At 65.1% G+C, this 19991-nt stretch carries 14 protein-coding genes; 9 read left to right on the top strand and 5 right to left on the bottom strand.

Features of this window, described 5'->3' with window-relative positions; translation table 11 throughout:
- Positions 1-53 precede the first annotated feature (53 nt).
- Genes mutS through AC3WUT_RS15970 form a run of 3 tightly spaced genes read left to right on the top strand, consistent with a single transcriptional unit; the run spans position 54 to position 4379 of the window.
- Complete coding sequence (mutS, locus tag AC3WUT_RS15980) at positions 54-2690, top strand: DNA mismatch repair protein MutS (protein WP_492348062.1); 2637 nt, start codon at positions 54-56, stop codon at positions 2688-2690.
- Entirely contained in the window at positions 2687-3514 is an 828-nt protein-coding gene (locus tag AC3WUT_RS15975) for a proteasome-type protease (RefSeq protein WP_492348061.1), read from the top strand. Before mutS ends, AC3WUT_RS15975 begins: the two co-directional genes overlap by 4 nt.
- Before the next feature lie 28 nt (positions 3515-3542).
- Entirely contained in the window at positions 3543-4379 is an 837-nt protein-coding gene (locus AC3WUT_RS15970) for an alpha/beta fold hydrolase (protein WP_492348060.1), read from the top strand.
- A 338-nt stretch (positions 4380-4717) separates the two neighbouring features.
- On the opposite strand, the gene AC3WUT_RS15965 is transcribed toward AC3WUT_RS15970, so the two are convergent.
- Positions 4718-5542, bottom strand: coding sequence for an undecaprenyl-diphosphate phosphatase (locus tag AC3WUT_RS15965; RefSeq protein WP_492348059.1), 825 nt, complete (start codon positions 5540-5542; stop codon positions 4718-4720).
- Between the two features lie 155 nt (positions 5543-5697).
- On the opposite strand from AC3WUT_RS15965, the gene AC3WUT_RS15960 reads away from it, so the two are divergent.
- Entirely contained in the window at positions 5698-7095 is a 1398-nt protein-coding gene (locus AC3WUT_RS15960) for a diguanylate cyclase (RefSeq protein WP_492348058.1), read from the top strand.
- Here the strand turns inward: AC3WUT_RS15960 and AC3WUT_RS15955 are convergent.
- On the bottom strand, positions 7007-10426 hold the full coding sequence (locus tag AC3WUT_RS15955) for a beta strand repeat-containing protein (protein ID WP_492348057.1): 3420 nt from the start codon (positions 10424-10426) through the stop codon (positions 7007-7009). The two genes, AC3WUT_RS15960 and AC3WUT_RS15955, sit on opposite strands and share 89 nt — an antisense overlap.
- Before the next feature lie 799 nt (positions 10427-11225).
- Between AC3WUT_RS15955 and AC3WUT_RS15950 the strand changes: the two genes are divergently transcribed.
- From AC3WUT_RS15950 to AC3WUT_RS15930, 5 genes are all read left to right on the top strand, one after another.
- On the top strand, positions 11226-11759 hold the full coding sequence (locus AC3WUT_RS15950; RefSeq protein ID WP_492348056.1) for a DUF6622 family protein: 534 nt from the start codon (positions 11226-11228) through the stop codon (positions 11757-11759).
- 116 nt (positions 11760-11875) lie between these two features.
- Entirely contained in the window at positions 11876-12184 is a 309-nt protein-coding gene (locus AC3WUT_RS15945; protein WP_492348055.1) for a 2TM domain-containing protein, read from the top strand.
- 12 nt (positions 12185-12196) lie between these two features.
- Complete coding sequence (locus tag AC3WUT_RS15940; RefSeq protein ID WP_492348054.1) at positions 12197-13246, top strand: alpha/beta hydrolase family protein; 1050 nt, start codon at positions 12197-12199, stop codon at positions 13244-13246.
- A complete protein-coding gene (locus AC3WUT_RS15935) occupies positions 13243-14358 on the top strand; it encodes a sensor histidine kinase (RefSeq protein WP_492348053.1) in 1116 nt (371 codons plus the stop codon). The genes AC3WUT_RS15940 and AC3WUT_RS15935 overlap by 4 nt, the downstream gene beginning before the upstream one ends.
- Positions 14351-15214, top strand: a complete 864-nt coding sequence (locus AC3WUT_RS15930; protein WP_492348052.1) for a LytR/AlgR family response regulator transcription factor — start codon at positions 14351-14353, stop codon at positions 15212-15214. Before AC3WUT_RS15935 ends, AC3WUT_RS15930 begins: the two co-directional genes overlap by 8 nt.
- A gap of 7 nt (positions 15215-15221) precedes the next feature.
- Here the strand turns inward: AC3WUT_RS15930 and AC3WUT_RS15925 are convergent, their stop codons facing one another.
- The 3 genes from AC3WUT_RS15925 to AC3WUT_RS15915 are packed head-to-tail and all read right to left on the bottom strand — an operon-like array spanning position 15222 to position 19985.
- A complete protein-coding gene (locus tag AC3WUT_RS15925) occupies positions 15222-16745 on the bottom strand; it encodes a SpoVR family protein (RefSeq protein WP_492348051.1) in 1524 nt (507 codons plus the stop codon).
- A complete protein-coding gene (locus AC3WUT_RS15920) occupies positions 16742-18016 on the bottom strand; it encodes a YeaH/YhbH family protein (RefSeq protein ID WP_492348050.1) in 1275 nt (424 codons plus the stop codon). The genes AC3WUT_RS15925 and AC3WUT_RS15920 overlap by 4 nt, the downstream gene beginning before the upstream one ends.
- A gap of 46 nt (positions 18017-18062) precedes the next feature.
- Positions 18063-19985 (bottom strand): PrkA family serine protein kinase, encoded by a 1923-nt coding sequence (locus AC3WUT_RS15915; protein ID WP_492348049.1) that lies wholly within the window; start codon positions 19983-19985, stop codon positions 18063-18065.
- Positions 19986-19991 lie beyond the last annotated feature (6 nt).

Raw genomic sequence — 19991 nt, 5'->3', positions numbered from 1 at the left:
CGCGCGACCCCGAGAAGACCAATGAAGGAAGGCTTTTGCCTGCTGAGTGACTGATGTCCAAGGAAAAACCCGATTCCGCCCCCGAGCCCGCTGGCTTGGCTGCCCACACCCCAATGATGCAGCAGTACTTCGCCCTCAAGGCGAACCACCCGGACACGCTGCTGTTCTACCGCATGGGCGACTTCTATGAGCTGTTCTATGACGACGCCGAAAAAGCGGCACGCCTGCTCGACATCACCCTGACCCGGCGCGGCCAATCGGCCGGCCAGCCCGTGGTCATGGCCGGTGTGCCCTTCCATTCGATGGAGAACTACCTCGCGCGCCTGATCCGCCATGGTGAGTCGGTGGCCATCTGTGAGCAGGTGGGCGATGTGGCCACCGCCAAGGGGCCGGTCGAGCGCAAAGTGGTGCGCGTGGTCACCCCCGGCACGCTGACCGATGCCGAACTGCTGGGCGACAAGGCCGATGCCGTGCTGCTGTCGGTGCACCAGGGCCCACGCAACCGCTGCGGCCTGGCCTGGCTCAGCGTCACGCAAGACGACATCCACCTGGCCGAATGCGCCAGTGACGAGCTGGAGGCCTGGCTGGCGCGCATCGCCCCCAGCGAACTGATTTTCAGTGCCGATGTGACCCCCAGCTTCGAGCAAAGCCTGCGCCAGGCCCGGGCCACCGCCGGCCTGCCGATGAGCCAGCGCCCCGAATGGCAGTTTGACGCCGCCCTGGGCCAGCGCAAGCTGCTGGAGCAGCTGCAAGTGGCCAGCCTCAGCACCTGGCACGCCGAAGACCTGCCCCAGGCCCATGCCGCCGCCGCCGCCCTGCTGAATTACGCCGAGCACACCCAGGGCCGGTCCCTGCCCCACCTGCGCGCGCTGCGTGTTCAGCGCAGCGGCGAACTGATCGAGCTGCCGGTGACCACCCGGCGCAATCTGGAGTTGGTCAAGACCCTGCGCGGGGAGGATTCGCCCACCGTCTACTCGCTGCTGGACACCTGCATGACCGGCATGGGCAGTCGCCTGCTCAAGACCTGGCTGCTGGAGCCCCCGCGCGACCGCAGCATCGCCCAGGCCCGCCTGGACGCGATTGCCGTGCTCAAGGGCAGCAACGGTGCCGGTCCCTGGCACGCGCTGCGCGCCCAGCTCAAGGGCAGCAGCGATGTGGAACGCATCACCGCGCGCATTGCCTTGCGTCAGGTGCGCCCGCGTGAGCTGGTGGCCCTGCAGGTTTCGCTGATCAAGGCCGAGGGCCTGACCCGCATCGGCCAATGGCCCGACGGCACCCTGGCCCAGGTGGCCACCGAGCTGCAGGCCCCGCCAGAATGCGCCGCGCTGCTGCAACGCGCCATCCAGCCCGAGCCCGCGGCCCTGGTGCGCGACGGCGGCGTGATCGCCGAAGGCTTTGACGCCGAACTCGACGAGCTGCGCCACATCCAGGACCATGCCGACAGCTTTCTGGTCGAACTGGAGGTGCGCGAGCGTGAACGCACCGGCATCGCCAACCTGCGCGTGCAATACAACAAAGTGCACGGCTTCTACATCGAAGTCACCCAGGGCCAGCTCGACAAGGTGCCGGCCGACTACCGCCGGCGTCAGACCCTGAAAAACGCCGAGCGCTTCATCACCCCCGAGCTGAAAACCTTCGAGGACAAGGCCCTGTCGGCCCAAGAGCGGGCCTTGGCGCGCGAGAAATGGCTTTACGAGCAGGTGCTGGACGCCTTGCAGGCCCACGTGCCGGCGCTGAGCCGGGTGGCGCGCGCCATGGCCACGCTGGATGTGCTGTGCACCCTGACCGAACGCGCCCTGACCTTGGGCTGGAACGCCCCGGTGTTTGCCAAAGAGCCCTGCATCGACATCACCCGCGGCCGCCACCCGGTGGTCGAGGCCCGGCTGGCCGAGACCTCGGGCGGCAGCTTCATTGCCAACGACACCCGGCTGGGCCTGCGTCAGCGCATGCAGATCATCACCGGCCCCAACATGGGCGGTAAATCGACCTACATGCGCCAGGTGGCATTGATCGTGCTTCTGGCCAGCATGGGCAGCCATGTGCCGGCCGAGGCCTGCCGCCTCGGGCCCATCGACGCGATCCACACCCGGATCGGTGCTGCTGACGACCTGGCCAACGCCCAATCGACCTTCATGCTGGAGATGACCGAAGCCGCCCAGATTCTGCACAGCGCCACGCCCCACAGCCTGGTGCTGATGGACGAGATCGGCCGCGGCACCTCGACTTTCGACGGCCTGGCACTGGCCTCGGGCATTGCCACGCAACTGCACGACCGCACCCAGGCCTTCACGCTGTTTGCCACCCACTATTTCGAGCTGACGGAATTCCCGGCCAAACACCACCAGGCCGTGAACGTGCACGTGAGCGCCACCGAGTCGGGCTCGGACATCGTGTTTCTGCATGAGATCCAGAACGGCCCGGCCAGCCGCAGCTACGGCATCCAGGTGGCCCGTCTGGCAGGCATGCCCGTGGCCGTGCTGCACCATGCGCGCCATGCCCTGGAGGCACTGGAGCTCCGGGCCAGCGAATCGCAGGCCCAGGTCGACCTGTTTGCACCGCCACCAGCTACTGAATCCATAGCACCCAGCGCCTTAGAATCAAGGTTTTCCGAGATCGACCCCGACACCCTCAGTCCGCGCGAGGCGCTGGACCTGATCTACTCCCTGAAAAAACTAGCGTCTTCCCAATGACTTATTGCGTCGCCATCAAACTCAATGCGGGCCTGGTGTTCCTGTCCGATTCGCGCACCAACGCCGGTCTCGACCAGATCAGCACCTTCCGCAAGATGATCGTCTATGAAAAGCCGGACGATCGCTTCATGGTGCTGCTGTCGGCCGGCAACCTGAGCATCTCGCAGTCCATCCGCGAGATCCTGCAGGTCGAGCAGCTCAAGGACCATGAAGGCGGTGAGCCCATCACCATCTGGAACGCCAAGAGCATGTTCGACGCCTGCCGCGTGCTGGGTTCGGCCGTGCGCCGGGTGTATGAGCGCGATGCCGCCTCGCTGCGCCAGGCCGGTGTCGAGTTCAACGTATCGATGATCTTCGGCGGCCAGATCAAGGGCGAAGGCATGCGCCTGTTCCAGGTCTATTCGGCCGGCAACTTCATCGAAGCCACCCCCGAAACCCCCTACTTCCAGATTGGCGAATCCAAGTACGGCAAGCCCGTGCTCGACCGCGTCATCACCCCGACCACACCGCTGGACGAGGCGGCCAAATGCGCCCTGGTGTCGATGGATTCGACCCTCAAGTCCAATCTGTCGGTGGGCCTGCCGCTGGACCTGGTCGTGTACGACGCCCACCAGTTCAAGACCGACAAGGTCATCTGCATCGACGAGAACAACCCCTACTTCCGCATGGTCCATGGCAGCTGGGGCCAGAAGCTGCGGGAGGTGTTCGACAGCATCGAAGACCCGATGTGGGGTGATGGCCAGACCGAGGTGCCGCTGATGGTGCACAGCCCGCGCAGCAAGCCGCTGCACAAGATCGCCACCCCGCAGGAAAAGCTGATCTGAAGCGGCCCTTCTGGGCACCACGGCATCCATGTCATTGATCATCTTCTCCCACGCCAACAGCTTTCCGGCGAGCACCTACCAGGTCTTGTTCAAGCAGTTGCGACAACGCGGCTTCAAGGTCAAGGCCTTGGAACAGTTCGGACACGACGAGCGCTACCCCGTCACCAGCAACTGGCCGCAGTTGGTGCAGCAGTTGGCCGACTTTGCCGAGCGCGAGATCACCAAGGCCGGCGAACCCGCCTTTCTGGTGGGCCACTCGCTGGGCGGTTTTCTGAGTGTGATGGCCGCGGCCAGGCACCCCAAACTGGGGGGACACGGTGTCAAGGGCGTGCTGCTGATCGACTCACCGCTGCTGGGCGGCTGGCGCGCCAATGCGCTGGGCGTGATCAAGCAGACCCAGTTGGTTGGCTCTGTGTCGCCCGGCAAGATCAGCCGGCGCCGACGCAACGCCTGGGCCAGCGCCGAAGAAGCCCTGGCCCACTTCCAGCACAAGAAGGCCTTCGCGCGTTGGGACCCGCAGGTGCTTGAGGACTACATCACCCACGGCACCCGGGACGAAGACGGCCCGCAAGGCCTGCGCCGCGTGCTGTGCTTCGACCGCGACGTGGAAACCGCCATCTACAACACCCTGCCGCACAACCTCGACGGCTTGTTGACCCGCCACCCCTTGCGCTGCCCGGCGGCCTTCATCGGCGGCCTGGCCTCACAAGAGATGCAGCAAGTGGGCATGACCATGACTGAAAAAGTGGTCAAAGGCCGCATCATGATGCTTGACGGCAGCCACCTCTTCCCCATGGAAAAGCCCCTGGCCACCGCCGCCGCCATCGAGGCCAGCCTGCGCAACCTCGAAACCGCCAAGGCCTGAAACAAACAGGTCGGGCCGAGACCTGGCGGCACTCGTGACCCAGTGAACGAAACGAAGTGAGTGAATGCGGGGGGCCGCCAGGCCCCCTCCCCGCATCAGCAGGCCTGCAACGAAGCAGTCAGCCCGCCGCCCGGCCGCCCGAAGGCGGGCTGGGCCCCCTCGGGGTCAGGGGCGACACGATGTGAGCCCACCCAAGGACCACCCAATCTCCCTACCTTCCCGCACCCCACAGGCCTGCAACGAAGCGGTCAGCCCGCCGCCGGGCCGCCCCAAGGCGGGCTGCGGCCCCCTCGGGGGGCAGGGAGTGACACGAAGTGCACGACCGTGGGGGCCTACATTCACGCCGCCCAATGCACCAGACCGCTCCAGGCGGTGGCCAGCACCACGATGCCGAAGGCGATGCGGTACCAGGCAAAGGCCACAAAGCTGTGGGTGCTGATGTAGCGCAGCAACCAGCGCACGCACAGCCAGGCGCTGACAAACGAGAACAGCAGGCCCACGCCGAACAGGGGCAGATCGGCCATCGACAGCAGCGCCCGCTCTTTGTACAGGCTGTAGACCCCAGCCCCGATCAGCGTCGGGATGGCCAGGAAAAACGAAAAATCGGTCGCGGCCTTGCGGCTCAGGCCCAACAGCATGCCCCCGATGATGGTGGCACCGCTTCGGCTGGTGCCCGGCACCATGGCCAGGCATTGCACCAAGCCGACCTTGAGGGCATCGATGGCCGTCATGCTGTCAACGTTCTGCACATGGGCATCGCTTTGGGGACGCCGCTCGGCCCACAGGATCACCAGCCCCCCCAGGATGAAGGTACTGGCCACCACCTCAGGCGTGAACAGGTGGGCCTTGATGAATTTGCCGAACAGCAGCCCCAGCACCACGGCCGGTAAAAAGCCCACCAGCACATTGAAGGCGAACAAACGGGCCCGCATGGACACCGGCAGGGCCGCAACGGTGTCGCGGATCTTTTGCCAGTACACCATCACCACCGCGAAGATGGCGCCGGTCTGGATTGCGATATCAAACACCTTGGCCTTGTCGTCATCCATGCCCAGCAGGGCTCCGGCCAGGATCAGGTGGCCAGTCGACGAGATCGGCAGGAACTCGGTCAACCCCTCCACCACCCCCATGATGGCCGCCTTGGCCAGCAAAACGATATCCACGAATTTCCCTTTCAGTGCAGCTTGAAATTATCGCCGCAGTGCAGCATGAATCCCCTGGCAGCAGGCCCGGAGCACCTGCTTATACTTGCATGCCGTTACAAACCAAGCAGATAAGAAACCAATCGCGCCCCTGTGGCCGTCGGTTCTCGTCACCCATGCAAGCTCACTCCAGCCCCACCAACGACCTTCCCGAGCAGGAATGGGCGAAGGCCGTGCAAACGGCGCCCATGGCCTGCCGCGACTTGGTCGCCAGTTTGGCGCAGGCGCATTGCGTTGAGCTGGCGCAGCACTTCTACGACAGCATGCAGGGGCATCCCCAGGCCGCCCGGTTCCTGAACCACGACATCGTGCACCAACGCCTGCAGGCCTCGATGGAACGCTGGATTTGCGAGGTACTGGCCCATCCCATGAGCGACCCGGCCGCCATCGTGGCGCTGCAGCGCCATGTGGGCGAAGTGCATGCACGCATCCAGTTGCCCATCCATCTGGTGGCGCGTGGCGCGCGGGTGCTCAAGCGCGCCCTGTTTGAGCGGCTGGATGCGGCTTGCCGCCAGGACGACCCCTTGCACCGCCAGGCCGTGGCCTATGTCAGCGAACTGCTTGACATGGCACTGGAGCTGATGACCGAAGCCTTTTTGCGCAATTCTCAGCGCGGGGCCCGCAACGACGAGGCCTATCGCCTGTTCTCACTGGGCCAGAACATGTCTGTCGAGCGCGAAAAGCAGCGCTCCGTCTTGCTCGAGTGGGGGCAAGAGCTGATGTTCTCCCTGCACCGTGTTCCCAGGCCCAGCGTGCTGCCGCGTCTGGGCGTTTCGGAGTTCGGGCTGTGGTTCCATCACAAGGCGGCCACCCTGTTCGAGGGGGCACCCGAGATGGAGCAGATCCGGGACAGCATCGAGCGCATCGACGCCACCGTACTGCCCCGGCTGGCCGGGGCCGATCACTCAGCACACCATGCCGCCGGACTGGTACTGGAGTTGCAACAGGAGCTGGACAACCTGAAATATTTCCTGTCGGGCCTGTTTGAGCACCAACTGGAGGTGGAGAACGGGCGCGACACGCTGACCCGCTTGCTGAACCGGCGCTTTCTGCCCTCCGTGCTGAGCCGCGAGATCGCGCTGTCCAACAGCCAGGGCAAGTGCTTTGCCCTTTTGCTGGTCGATGTGGACCACTTCAAGCGGGTCAACGACGAACATGGACACGATGCGGGCGACCTGGTGCTGCAACAGGCAGCTGCGCTGCTGCTCAATGGGGTGCGCAACGGCGATTTCGTGTTCCGCTACGGCGGCGAGGAAATGCTGGTGATGCTGGTGGAGGTGGACGCCGAAGCCAGTCTGCGCATTGCCGAGAGCCTGCGCCAACGCTTTGCCGACACCGAATTCCTGATCGGCCAGGGGCGCCACATCGGACTCACCGTGAGCATCGGGGTGGCACTCTACGACCAGCACCCCGACCCCCAGTACCTCATCCGCCGCGCCGACCAGGCCATGTACCTGGCCAAGAACAAGGGACGCAACCAGGTCTGGCTGGCCGGCGACCCGACCGGCGATTGAGGCCCCCTGAAACCACCCCCAGCAAGCCCAGGCCCAGCACCAAGCCCACACAGGCCCACTCGCTCAAGGTGGGCACCGCAGTCACCGCCCCGACCGTGGGCGCAACAAACTGCCCTTGCACCGGGCTGCCCGCGGGCTGCCCTCCCGTGCTGCCCGCCACGGCATAGGTGCCCGGTGTCGTGGCCTTCAGCGTCACAGAGCAACTGCCCGCGTCGGCCCCCGTGGTCACCGTGCTGCAACTGCTGGCGCTCAGGCTGGCCCCCGCCGCCGGCGGGCTGAAGGTGAACAGGGTCGACACCTCCGCCTGCACGTTGTCAAAGGCGTCCCGCGCCGTGATGGTCACGGTGTGCGTGTCCACCCCATCGGCCTGTTTGCTGCCTGGGCTGATGGTGATCAGCGAGTTGGCCGCCACCGCCGGGCCGGCCACAAACTGCGCTGCGGCCTGCCCCCCGGTGCCGCTGCCCACCGGCAGCCCACCCGCCTCGGCGAGCACCGTGAACCAACCTGCCTGGGTCGAACTCAGCGTGACCGAGCAACTGCCGGCCTGGGCGCCGCTGGTGGTGGTGGTGCAGGTCGCCGCACTCAGGGCCGTCCATTGGTTGGCCGACCGGGCGCTCACGGCCTGCTTCAAGGCCCGGTTGTTCAAGACGCGCGTCACGACCCCTTCGCGCCAATTGAACGCAAAAGTCTGCGGCTGCCAGGTGTTCAGGTTGCCCTGGCTGTCATAGGCGCTGGCTGTGATGGTGTACGAATCCACACCGTTGGCCAGTTTGGTCGCGCCGTTCAGGCTGATGCTCACCCGCGACTGGCCTGCATCCAGGCCTGACGCCACAAACACCCCGGTCACCGGGTTGCTGCCGCCCAACAGCGTGGCGCCCAGGCGGGCCGTGATGGCATAGCTGCCTGCGGTGGTCGCTGTCAGCGTCACCGAGCAGGTGCCCGCACTCGTCCCTGTTGTGGCCGTGGTGCAGGTGAGCCCACTCAGCACTGCCCCCGTGCCCGGGGCACTGAGGCTGAAGGTGGTGGCGCTGGCCGTGTTCAGGTTGCCGTTGGCGTCCAGCGCACTGACCGTGATCGTGTAGGCATCGCTGCCATTGGCCGTCTTGGGGCCGCTGCTGATCGCCACGCGCGAGCTGCCCGCCGTGGCGCTACCGGCCACGAACACCGCACTGGCCGGGCTGCCAGCAATCGAGGTGCCGCCCTGGGTGGCACTCACGCTGAAGCTGCCAACCAAGGGCGAACTCAGCGTGACCGAGCAAGTGCCTGCGTTGCCACCGCTGGTGGCGGTGGTGCAACTGGCCGCACTGAGGCTGCCCCCCGAGTTGCTGAAGTTGAAGGTGTAGGGGCTGGTGGTGACCAGGGCCCCGTTGGCATCACGCGCCGAGGCGGTCACGGTGTAGCTGGCGGCGCCGGCCACCAGGGGCCCGGCCGGCGCCAGCGTGAGGGTGGACTGCGCGGCCGAGGCCGGCAGCAGGTAGGGCACGACGCAATTGAGCTGCGCGCCGATCACCACATTCGCCGCTGCAATCTGAAACGAGCCCGCCACGGGTGTCGAGGTCGTGAACGGGCCCGAGGGGTTGCCGCTGACGGCATCGTTGGCATCGGTGCAAGTGACCGTGCCCAGGCTGTAGGTGGCGGGCGTGGGCGTGATCTGGTTCAGCCGCGTGGCGGCATTGGCGGCACTGAGGGTTTGCGCGGCCACGGTCTGTGAGGCGGCCCCGCCGCTGACGAAGGTGACCGAGCTGGCGGCCCAGCCATTGCCATTGCTGGCATCTGGGTTGAGGCCCAGCGTGGCATTGGCACTGCTGGGCACGGTGAAGGTCACACTGAGCTGGGGCATGCGGGTCAGGGTGACCGAGCATCCGACCGCATTGTTGACGGCCAACGCCGTCGCACTCAGCGTGATGCTGCTGCTGGTGTTGGAGACGCTGCCACTGCCCATGCCCGTGCAACTGACGGCGCTGATGACGTAGGCCGACGGTGAGACCAGGTTCACGGTCACACTGTTGCCGTAACTCAGGGCCTGCGCATTGCCCACAACGGCCCCCCCCGGTGTGGTGGTCGTGATGGTCTGAGGGACCCAGGCGCCACTGCCGGTGAAGACGAAGTCGCCCACCCCGCCCTGGCTGGTGACGGTCAGACCCAATGAGGCATCCAGTGCCGCGTTGGCCCCGACCGTTGAAGATCCGTTGACCGACCCCGCTGCGTTGAAGACGGAGACCGGGTTGGAAGAGCCCGCGCTGCCGTTGTAACCCCCGTTGCCGGAGCCGCCAGCACCGCCGGCCGCTGACATGCCCGAGGCCGTGGAGTTTGTGATGACCAATGTGCCCGCATTGACAAACACGGCCGGGCCGGCGGCAGCGCCACCACCGCCGCCGCCCACGCCACCCGAGCCGCCGCCGCCATTGCCCCCCGCCACGCCGCCGCCCAGAGCACCACCGGAGCCGCCCGCGCCACTGGCGCTGCCGCCACCGCCCCCAGCGCCTGCGCCACCATTGCCGCCCGTGGCGCCTGCCGTGCCGCCCCCGCCGCCACCAAAGCCGCCGGGGCCGCCGATGTAGGCACTGCCGCCACCGCCACCGCCGCCAAACCCCCCGGCCCCTCCCTGTTGTGCCACCGATGGACTGGCCCCCCCGGGGTTGGTCGCATAGCCGGAACCGCCGACGCCCACCACACCGGCCCCGGTTGCATAGAACTTGCCACCACCACCACCACCACCGGCGCCGCCGTTGCCGCCCCCATTGGTGCCCGAATACGAGCCCGCAGACAACACACCGCCACCACCACCACCGCCCGAAGCGCCCAAGGCAGCACCGCCGCTGAATTCAAGACCGCCGCCCCCACCGCCCGCCGTGTAACTGAGGCTGGCGTAGCTTCCGCCGGCCCCGCCTACCGCGGACAGGCTGAGAAAGCGCATCTGACTCAGCGTGACGGCTGCACCAGACTGATTCACAAACACCCCTGCGCCGAGTCCGGCACCGCCGCCGCCCCCACCGCCGCCCCCACCCCCTTTACCGCCCTGGGCCTTGGCGTTCTGGAGGGTCATGTTTTTCAGGGCCACCGTACCCGTGTCAACAAAGAACACGCGGTAGCTGCCGGCGCCGTCAATGACGATGTTGCCAAGTTGGCCGCCGTCGATGGTCAAGCTGTCCGTGATGGGCGGCAAAGGGCCGCCCAGCGTGATGGTGCAAGGGGCCGATGCACACGAGAAATTGATCACATCCGCACCCGGCGAGGCATTGGCGGCCAGGATCTGTGCCCGGAGATCTCCAGCACTACCCGCGCCGGTGCCCGCCGCGCCACCGGATGCCGTGTCCGTGAAGGTGGTCACGGTGTATGTCGCAGCCTGGCTGCCCGATGTCATCAGCCCCATCAGCAATGCCACCGCAACCGCAACGCTCCAATGCCTGATCGGCATTGAGCCATGACTCAGCCAAGGCCCAAGTCGCAAGGCCTTGCCCAGCCACGGTAGTCCGCAACAAAAGAAAATCACTTTCATCATTTGAATGCTCGTCGCGAAATTTTTAACGATAAAAATGACCTTGACAAACACCTCATTCAGACCAGATATCTCGCTAAAACCCGACAGGTGGTCGTTGCTGCGCTCAAGATCGAACGCTCACCACAAGCCCAATCAGGCTTTGACGACCTTGGCTACAAGCGGCATCACGGGCCCAAGCTGGGCCACCTATCGCGCCCAAGGCTCTGAAAAGCACCTCGAGCGACGTAATTGGCGCGTTCATCCACGCATCACGCGCTTTCTTTGAGGCTCTTCTATGGGCGCACAAAAACATCACTAAAAACACCAAAAATCACTAAAAGTCATTTTCACAAGATTGGTCATGTTTTTTATATCATCGATTGATTCCGAATCATAACTGCATATATGATTTCAATAAATCTTAAAAATGTCAATTACGTTATTTTTGCCATTTTTACAATCCATCAACCAGATGGAAGAAGGCCCGCTGATGAGCCGGGATCTGCCCGACTGAGGCCTCATCTCACGCCATCAATTGACGATTCGCGCCAGATGAAAGGGGTTTCGTCGCATGGAGATGTCCGGGTTCAGTGGGGACAGGCACAGTGGCGGTCAACCCTCTGCCACCCCAAACCCAAGGAGCCATTTCATGCTGTTGCAAATCCTTCAACACACCCCACGGTGGGTGTTCGCCCTGTTCATCGCCCTGCTGTGGCTGGGACTGCGGCAGACCCTGAGCCGTCAGATGACGCTCACCCGCGTTCTGCTGCCTGCGCTCGGGCTGACGGCTTTTTCGCTGTATGGCGTGCTCAGCGCCTGGCCCACACAAACGCTCACGCTGCTGGGCTGGTTGGTGGCGGCAGCCGCCACCGGAGGCTGGGTGCTGCGTCAAGCCCTGCCGACCGGCACCCATTACGACCCGGATCAACACCGCTTCACCGTGCCCGGCAGTTGGGTACCGCTGGTCACCATGCTGGGCCTGTTCATGACCAAGTACGCCGTCGGTGCGGCCCTGGCTGTGCAGGCCGCCTGGGTGCAGGACGCCAGCTTTCCGTTCGTGTGCAGTGCCGTGTATGGCGCCTTCAGCGGCTTGTTCGTGGGCCGGGTCTGGCGCCTGTGGGCCCTGGCCGTGCGCACCGACCGGGCCGCCCGCCGGTGGGATGTCAGCAGCCCGGTGGCTTGAAGACGGCATGAAGCGCGGCAGATCGCCAACGGCCGCTTTGGCATGATCGACAATGCAAAGGCCGTCCCGCCCCCACCCCACCCACCCCACCTGCGCGTTGCACGCCCCCATGGACCATGAGACCTGACCGCACCCCCGAAGACCTGGAACGCCTGGCACAGCGCCGTGCTGGCGCCAAGATGGGCTGGTTCATCCACCTGGCGGTGTACTTGGTGGTGAACACCGCGCTGTTCATCTTGTCCACGCAGTTTGGCATGCACCGTTGGTCCGTCTTTCCGGCCGCGGGCTGGGGCCTGGGCGTGCTGCTGCACGGGGTCTCGGTGTTTGTGCTGGGCTCGGGCAGCGGCCTGCGCGAAAAGCTGGTGGAACGTGAGCGCGAGCGCCTGCGTCGCCAGTTCAAGCACGACGACCACTCTCAACCCTGAGCGGAGCTCCCCATGCACCTGCCCAAATTCATCCCCTGCGGCCTGGTGGCCGCGGCCTTCTTTCTGAGCCCCTGGGCTCAGGCCTCCGTGGGGCTGGATGTGCTGCCAGGCCAGGGCGACGAGGGCCCGGTCACCGTGTTCTACCCGGCCCAGACAGCCAGCGCCCCCTTGAAGCGCGGCACTTTCACCCTGGATGTGGCCTGGCAAGCGGCCCCGGTGCCGGGCAATCACCGGCTGGTGGTGCTGTCGCACGGCTCGGGTGGCTCGCCCTGGCCGCAGGCCGATCTGGCCAGTGCCCTGGTGAATGCCGGCTATGTGGTGGCCCTGCCCGAACACCGGGGCGACAACTGGCACGACCATCGCCGGGTGGGCCCGCCGAGTTGGAAGATCCGGCCGCAAGAAGTGTCTGAGGCCATCGACCGACTCAGCGCGGACAGCCGGTTCAGTCCCTTGTTCGATGCCCGGCAGGTGGGGGTCTATGGCATGTCGGCCGGCGGCCTGACGGCCCTGACCCTGGCCGGTGCGCACTGGTCGCCAGCCCGCTTTGCGCAGCATTGCGATGAGCACGCCGACGAAGACGCCGTGGCCTGCACCGGCGGCATGGTGCATCGCAACGGCTGGGACGGCGTCAAGATCACCTTGGCGCGTTGGTATGTGAATCTGCGCTACGGCCACGACACCGAGACGCAGTCGCACACTGATGAACGGGTGAAGGCGGTGGTGGCTGCGGTGCCCATGGCCGCGCCCATCGATCTGGACTCGATCAGCCACCCGGCCCTGCCCAAGCCCCCCGCACTGGGATTGGTCGAGGCCCGCCGGGACGAGTGGCTGGTGCCCCGATTTCACATCGACCCGGTGCTGGAGGCCTGTGGCCCCCGCTGCGAGCGGGTGGCCGATCTGCCCGAAGGCGGGCATGGCGCCGTGCTGTCGCCCTGGTCCAACGAGCGTGCCGCAGAAGTCGACCGCTTTCTGATGGACCCACCGGGCTTCAAGCGCGCCAGCGAGGTACCCGCCACGTTTGACAAGATCGTGACCTTTTTCAACCGCCATCTGCTGCCATGAAGCCCGATCTGCTGCACACCACCCGGCACTTTGTGCAAGTGTTGGCCTTCAGCCTGGTGATTTCTGCTGTGCAATATGTATTCAAGCCCGATCGCCCTTACGAAGTGCCCTTGGTCTATTCCTTGAGCATCGGCATCTGCACCTGGTTCATCACCGACATGGGCCGTTTCGTGGTGGGCGTCGATCCCATGACGGCTTGGCCAAGGGGCTGGCGTGGGCCGGCCCTGGTGGCTTTTGGCATGGTCACAGGCTATACCGTCGGTACCTTGTTGTCTGACTACTGGTTTGGGTGGTCGTCCTGGCGCTCCTTGCAGCCGCGTGATTTGCGATCCTCGTTGATCGTGACCGTGATTGCCGGGGTAGTGATCAGCAGCTATTTCTACCTGCAGGGCAAGAGCATGACCCTGCAGCGTCGCATGAAGGTGGTCGAAAGCCAGGCCACAGAGGCCCAACTGCGCCTGCTGCTGACCCAGCTGGAGCCCCACATGCTGTTCAACACCCTGGCCAATCTGCGGGTACTGGTGGGCATTGACCCGGCACGTGCCCAGCACATGCTGGACCACCTGATCGCCTACCTGCGCGCCACCTTGAGCGCATCGCGCGCCACCGAGCATGGCCTGCAGGCCGAGTTTGACCGGCTGCGCGACTACCTGGCCCTGATGGAGGTGCGCATGGGCCCCCGCCTGAGCTACACCCTGGACCTGCCCGACGCACTGCGCCAGGCCAGCGTGCCCCCCCTGCTGTTGCAGCCGCTGGTGGAGAACAGCATCCGCCACGGCCTGGAGCCCAAGGTGGAAGGGGGACGCATCACCGTCGAGGCCCAGGCCCTGCCCGCCACCGACGAGACGCCTGCCCTGCTGCAGATCACCGTGGCGGACACCGGCGTTGGCCTGCGCCACGAGGCCCCACCCCCACAGGCGAGCGACCTGGGGCGCGGCTTTGGCCTGACCCAGGTGCGAGAACGCCTGCGCACCCTGTACGGGCCGCGTGCCAGCCTGAGCCTGCAACACGGCCCCGGTGGTGGCACCGTGGTGCAACTGCGCTATGCCCTGCAAACCCTGCCTCCAAACAACACCAGCGACGACCTTGCCGAGCGCCCCGACCATGCCTGACATCACCGCCCTGATCGCCGAAGACGAACCCTTGCTGGCACTGGCCTTGCAGGCCGAACTGCAGCGCCAATGGCCCGAATTGCGCCTGGCAGCCACCGTGGGTGACGGCCTGAGTGCCGTGCGCCAAGCCCTGGCGCTGTGCCCTGACGTGTTGTTTCTGGACATCCGCATGCCGGGCCAGAGCGGCATCGACGCGGCAGCCGAGCTGGCCGAGCAATGGCCCACCGGCAGCGATGCCCCGCCCTTTCCCGCCCTGGTGTTTGTGACGGCCTACGATCAGTACGCCGTGCAGGCCTTCGAAGCTCAGGCCGTCGACTACGTTCTCAAGCCGGTGCAGGGCCCGCGCCTGCACAAGACCGTGCAACGGGTGCAGCAGGTGCTGGAGGGCCGGCGGGCGGGCGCCCAAAAAACAAGGGCCGCGCAGGCCGACCTGCTGGAGCCCGCCCTGGCCCAATTGCGCCAGCTGCTGGCCGCCCAGATCGGTCACCCACCTGCCGAGCCCGCTCCGGGTGGCCCGCCCGCCGGCGGCCTCAAGGTGATCCAGGCCAGCCTGAGCGGAGGCAGCAGCATCCGCCTGGTGCCCATCGAAGAGGTGGTGTATTTCGAAGCGGCCGACAAGTACGTGCGCGTGCTGACCGACACCCAGGAATACCTGATCCGCACCCCGCTCAAGGACTTGATCGGCCAACTCGATGCCCAGGTGTTCTGGCAGGTCCACCGCGGCACACTGGTGCGCGCCAGCGCCATTGACACCGTGACGCGCGACGAGGCCGGCAAGCTTCGCATCAGCCTGCGCGGCCGGGCCGAGCGGCTGGGAGTGAGCCGACTGTACGCCCACCTGTTCAAGGCCATGTAGGCCACGCTCAACGCCGGCGTTCCATCACGTGCTCGCCCAGCAGGGTGACATACCCGTCGGCCGCCTGCTGCTCCAGGCGCACCTTGAAGCCCCACAACGTGGCCAGGTGGCGCAGCAGCACCGGGGTCTGCTCTGACAAGGGGCGGCGCTGGTAGGGAAAGTAGCGCAGGGTCAGTGAGCGATCGCCGCGACGGTCCACGTTCCAGACCTGGATGTTGGGCTCCTGGCTGCCCAGGTTGTACTGGTCGGCCAGCTTGCGCCGCAGTTCGCGGTAACCGGGCTCGTCATGGATCGCACTGACCGCGAGCTTGTTGCTGCGGTCGTCATCGAGCACGGCAAACAGGCGCAGCTCACGCATCAGCCGGGGTGACAGGAACTGCGCCACAAAGCTCTCGTCCTTGAACTCGCGCATGGCAAAGTCAAACGTATCGCGCCAGGGCTTGCCGGCGATGTCCGGGAACCACGCGCGGTCCTCGGGCGTGGGCGCCTCGCAGATGCGCCGGATGTCGCGCCACATGGCAAAGCCCAGCGCATAGGGGTTGATGCCCGAATACCAGGGGCTGTTGTAGGCCGGCTGGTGGACCACATTGGTGTGCGACTGCAGAAACTCGAGCATGAAGCCGTCACCCAGCCGCCCCTGGTCGTACAGGGTGTTGAGCAGGGTGTAGTGCCAGAAGGTGGCCCAACCTTCGTTCATCACCTGGGTCTGGCGCTGGGGGTAGAAGTACTGGCTGATCTTGCGCACGATGCGCACGATCTCACGCTGCCAGGGCTCCAGCAAGGGCGCGTGTTTCTCGATGAAGTACAGCAGGTTCTCCTCGGGCTCGGCGGGAAAGCGGGGCTCGGGGGTGATGGCGGTCTCCAGCGGACGGGGCGGCAGGGTGCGCCACAAATCGTTGACCTGACTTTGCAGGTATTGCTCGCGCTCCTGCTGACGGGCGCGCTCCTTGTCCAGCGACAGCGGGCCGGCGCGCCGGTAGCGGTCCACGCCCAGGTTGCTCAGCGCATGGCAGGCATCCAGCAGGCGCTCGACCTCGTCGAGCCCATGGCGCTCCTCGCATTCGGTGATGTAGTTGCGGGCGAACACCAGGTAGTCGACGATGCTGTCGGCGCTGGTCCACTGCCTGAACAGGTGGTTGCCCTTGAAGAACGAGTTGTGTCCATAGGCGGCGTGGGCGATCACCAGGGCCTGCATGGCCATGGAGTTCTCCTCCATGAGGTAGGCGATGCAGGGGTCGGAATTGATGACGATCTCGTAGGCCAGGCCCATCTGACCCCGCTTGTAGCGATTCTCGGTCTCGAGAAAGTGTTTGCCGAACGACCAGTGGTGGTAATACACCGGCATGCCGATGGCGGCGTAGGCGTCCATCATCTGCTCGGCCGTGATGATCTCCAGCTGGTGGCGGTAGCCGTCCAGCCCGTAGTCACGCGCTACGCGACCGATTTCGGCATCGCAGCGGTCCAGCTCCTCGAATGTCCAGTCGCTGCCCTGGGCCAGCAACGGCGGATCGGATTTGCGGGGGCGGCTCATGTCAGGCGCTTTCTGAAAAGTTCGCGGAACACCGGGTAGATGTCGCCCGGGGTGCGGATGCGCTGCAGCGCGAAATGCCCGGGGTGGGACCGGGCCAGCTTTTCGTATTCCTCCCACAGGTTTTGCGGTTCACCATCGGTGATCTCCACGTAGGCGTGGTACTGCACCACAGGCAGGATGTGCTGCTCGACCCAATCGCGACACACCTCCGAATCGCCCCCCCAGTTGTCGCCATCGGAAGCCTGGGCCACGTAGATGTTCCACTGGCTGCCCGAGTAGCGAGCCTGCTGGATCTCGGTCATCAGCTTCAGTGCGCTCGACACGATGGTGCCGCCGGTGTCGCGCGAATGGAAAAAGGCCTCTTCGTCCACTTCTTCAGCCGCGGTGTGGTGGCGGATGAAGACCACCTCGATGCGCTCGTAGCTGCGGTTCAGGAACAGGTACAGCAGCATGAAGAAGCGCTTGGCCATCTGCTTGCGCGCCTCGTCCATCGAGCCCGAGACGTCCATCAGGCAGAACATCACGGCCTGGGTCGAGGGCTCGGGCACGCGGATGCGGTTGCTGTAGCGCAGATCGATGGGGTCGATGAAGGGGGCCGCCCGGCGGCGCAGGTGCAGCGACTCGATCTCGCTGCGCAGCTGCTGCAGCACGGCCTCGTCCGGCGGGCTTTGGGCCAGTGCCAGGGCCAGCGCCTCTTCGAGTTCGCGCAGGCGGACGTTGTAGGGCGCCGCCGCTGCCACCCGCCGGGCCGCACTGCTGCGCAGGGTGCGCAACAGGTGGATGTTGGTGGGTACACCGCTTTGGGTGTAGCCCGCGCGCACCAGCTTGTAGTCATTGATGCGCGCCAACTGCCGCTTGACCATGCGAGGCAGCTCCAACTCATCAAAGAACAGGTCAAAGAACTCATCGCGGCTCAGGGTGAACAGAAACTCGTCCACGCCCTGGCCATCCGGGCTGGCAGCGCCCCGGCCGCTGCCCTGCCCCCCGCCACCTTGCGGCCGGTCCATCTGGTCACCATGACTGAAGCGATCGTTGCCCGGGTGCACCGATTCACGCACACCACCGCGGCCGTGGTGGAACTGAGGCTCGCCGATGTCCTGCCCCGGCACGCCGATCTTCTCGCCGCTGTCCAGGTCGCGGATGCTGCGCTTGGCGATCGCATCCGACACGGCACGCCGCACCTGGGTCTTGAAACGGCGCAGAAAGCGGCTGCGGTTGACGGAACTCTTGTTCCGGCTGTCCAGCCTGCGGTCAACGATTCGAACCGTCATGAGGACTCTCCGGCAAGGGTGGGCCAACAGGCTGCCCACCCTGGGTTCACGAAGACTTGCGCACGCGCATGTACCAGTCGCACAGCAGGCGCACCTGCTTTTCGGTGTAGCCCTTGTCGATCATGCGGTCGACAAAGTTCTGGTGCTTCTTCTGGTCCTCGGCGCTGGCCTTGGCGTTGAACGAGATCACTGGCAACAGGTCTTCGGTGTTGGAGAACATCTTCTTCTCGATCACCGCGCGCAGCTTCTCGTAGCTGGTCCATGAGGGGTTGTGACCATCGTGCTTGGCGCGAGCGCGCAGCACAAAGTTGACCACCTCGTTGCGGAAGTCCTTGGGGTTGCTGATGCCGGCGGGCTTTTCGATTTTCTCCAACTCGTCGTTCAGCGCCCCGCGGTCCAGGATCTCACCGGTGTTGGGGTCGCGGAACTCCTGGTCCTGGATCCAGAAATCAGCATAGGTCACATAGCGGTCGAAGATGTTCTGGCCGTACTCGGAATAGCTCTCCAGGTAGGCGGTCTGGATCTCCTTGCCGATGAACTCGGCATAGCGCGGGCTGAGGAACTCCTTGAGGTGACGGCGGTAGCGCTCCTCGACCTCGGTGGGAAACTGCTCGGCCTCGATCTGCTGCTCCAGCACATACATCAGGTGCACCGGGTTGGCAGCCAGTTCACGGTGGTCAAAGTTGAAGACCCGCGACAGGATCTTGAAGGCGAAACGGGTCGACAGCCCGGTCATGCCCTCGTCCACCCCGGCAAAGTCGCGGTACTCAGGGAAGCTCTTGGCCTTGGGGTCGGTGTCCTTGAGGTTCTCACCATCGTAGACGCGCATCTTGCTGTAGATGCTGGAGTTCTCCGGATCCTTCAGGCGCGACAGCACCGAGAACTGCGCCATCATGCGCAGGGTGTCGGGCGCACACGGTGCATGCGTCAGCGAAGAGTTGGCCAGCAGCTTTTCATAGATGTGCATCTCATCGGTCACGCGCAGGCAGTACGGCACCTTGACGATGTAGATGCGATCGAGAAAGGCCTCGTTGTTGCGGTTGGTCTTGAAGGTGGTCCACTCGGCTTCGTTCGAGTGCGCCAGCACCAAGCCGTCGAAAGGAATGGCGCCAAAGCCTTCGGTGCCTTTGTAGTTCTGCTCCTGGGTGGCCGTGAGCAACGGATGCAGCACCTTGATCGGCGCCTTGAACATCTCCACGAACTCCAGCACGCCCCGGTTGGCCAGGCACAGCCCCCCCGAGTAGGAGTAGGCGTCAGGGTCGTTCTGTGAATAGTGCTCCAGCTTGCGGATGTCCACCTTGCCCACCAGCGAGGAGATGTCCTGATTGTTCTCATCGCCTGGCTCGGTCTTGGACACCGCGATCTGCGACAGCACCGAGGGCCGCATCTTCACCACCCGGAAGCGGCTGATGTCGCCCCCAAACTCGCGCAGTCGCTTGACGGCCCAGGGGCTCATGATGCCCCCCAGGTAGCGTCGACTGATGCCGTAGTCCTGCTCCAGGATGTGACCGTCCTCGTTCACATTGAACAGCGACAGCGGCGACTCATGAACCGGAGAATCCTTGATGGCATAGAACGGCACCTTTTCGATCAGCAGCTTCAGCCGCTCGGCCAGCGACGATTTGCCACCGCCCACCGGGCCCAGCAGGTAAAGGATCTGCTTTTTCTCCTCCAGCCCCTGGGCCGCATGCCGGAAGTACGAGACCACATGCTCGATCACCTCCTCCATGCCATAGAACTCCCTGAAGGCCGGGTAGATGCGCAGCATCTTGTTGGCGAAGATGCGGGACAGGCGCGGATCCAGCCGCGTGTCCACCAGCTCAGGCTCGCCGATGGCCACCAGCATGCGTTCGGCCACGCTGGCATAGGCCATCTTGTCGGCTTTGCACAGCTCCAGGTAGTCCTGAAGAGACATCTCTTCTTCTTGCGCCGCCAGGTAAGCACTTTGGTATCGGGCCAGCAATGACATGGCACA

This window comes from Curvibacter sp. EU05-FHT14A10, assembly GCF_058791075.1.
The sequence above is the reverse complement of the archived record's forward strand: the minus strand, read 5'-3'. Positions and strand labels throughout refer to the sequence as shown.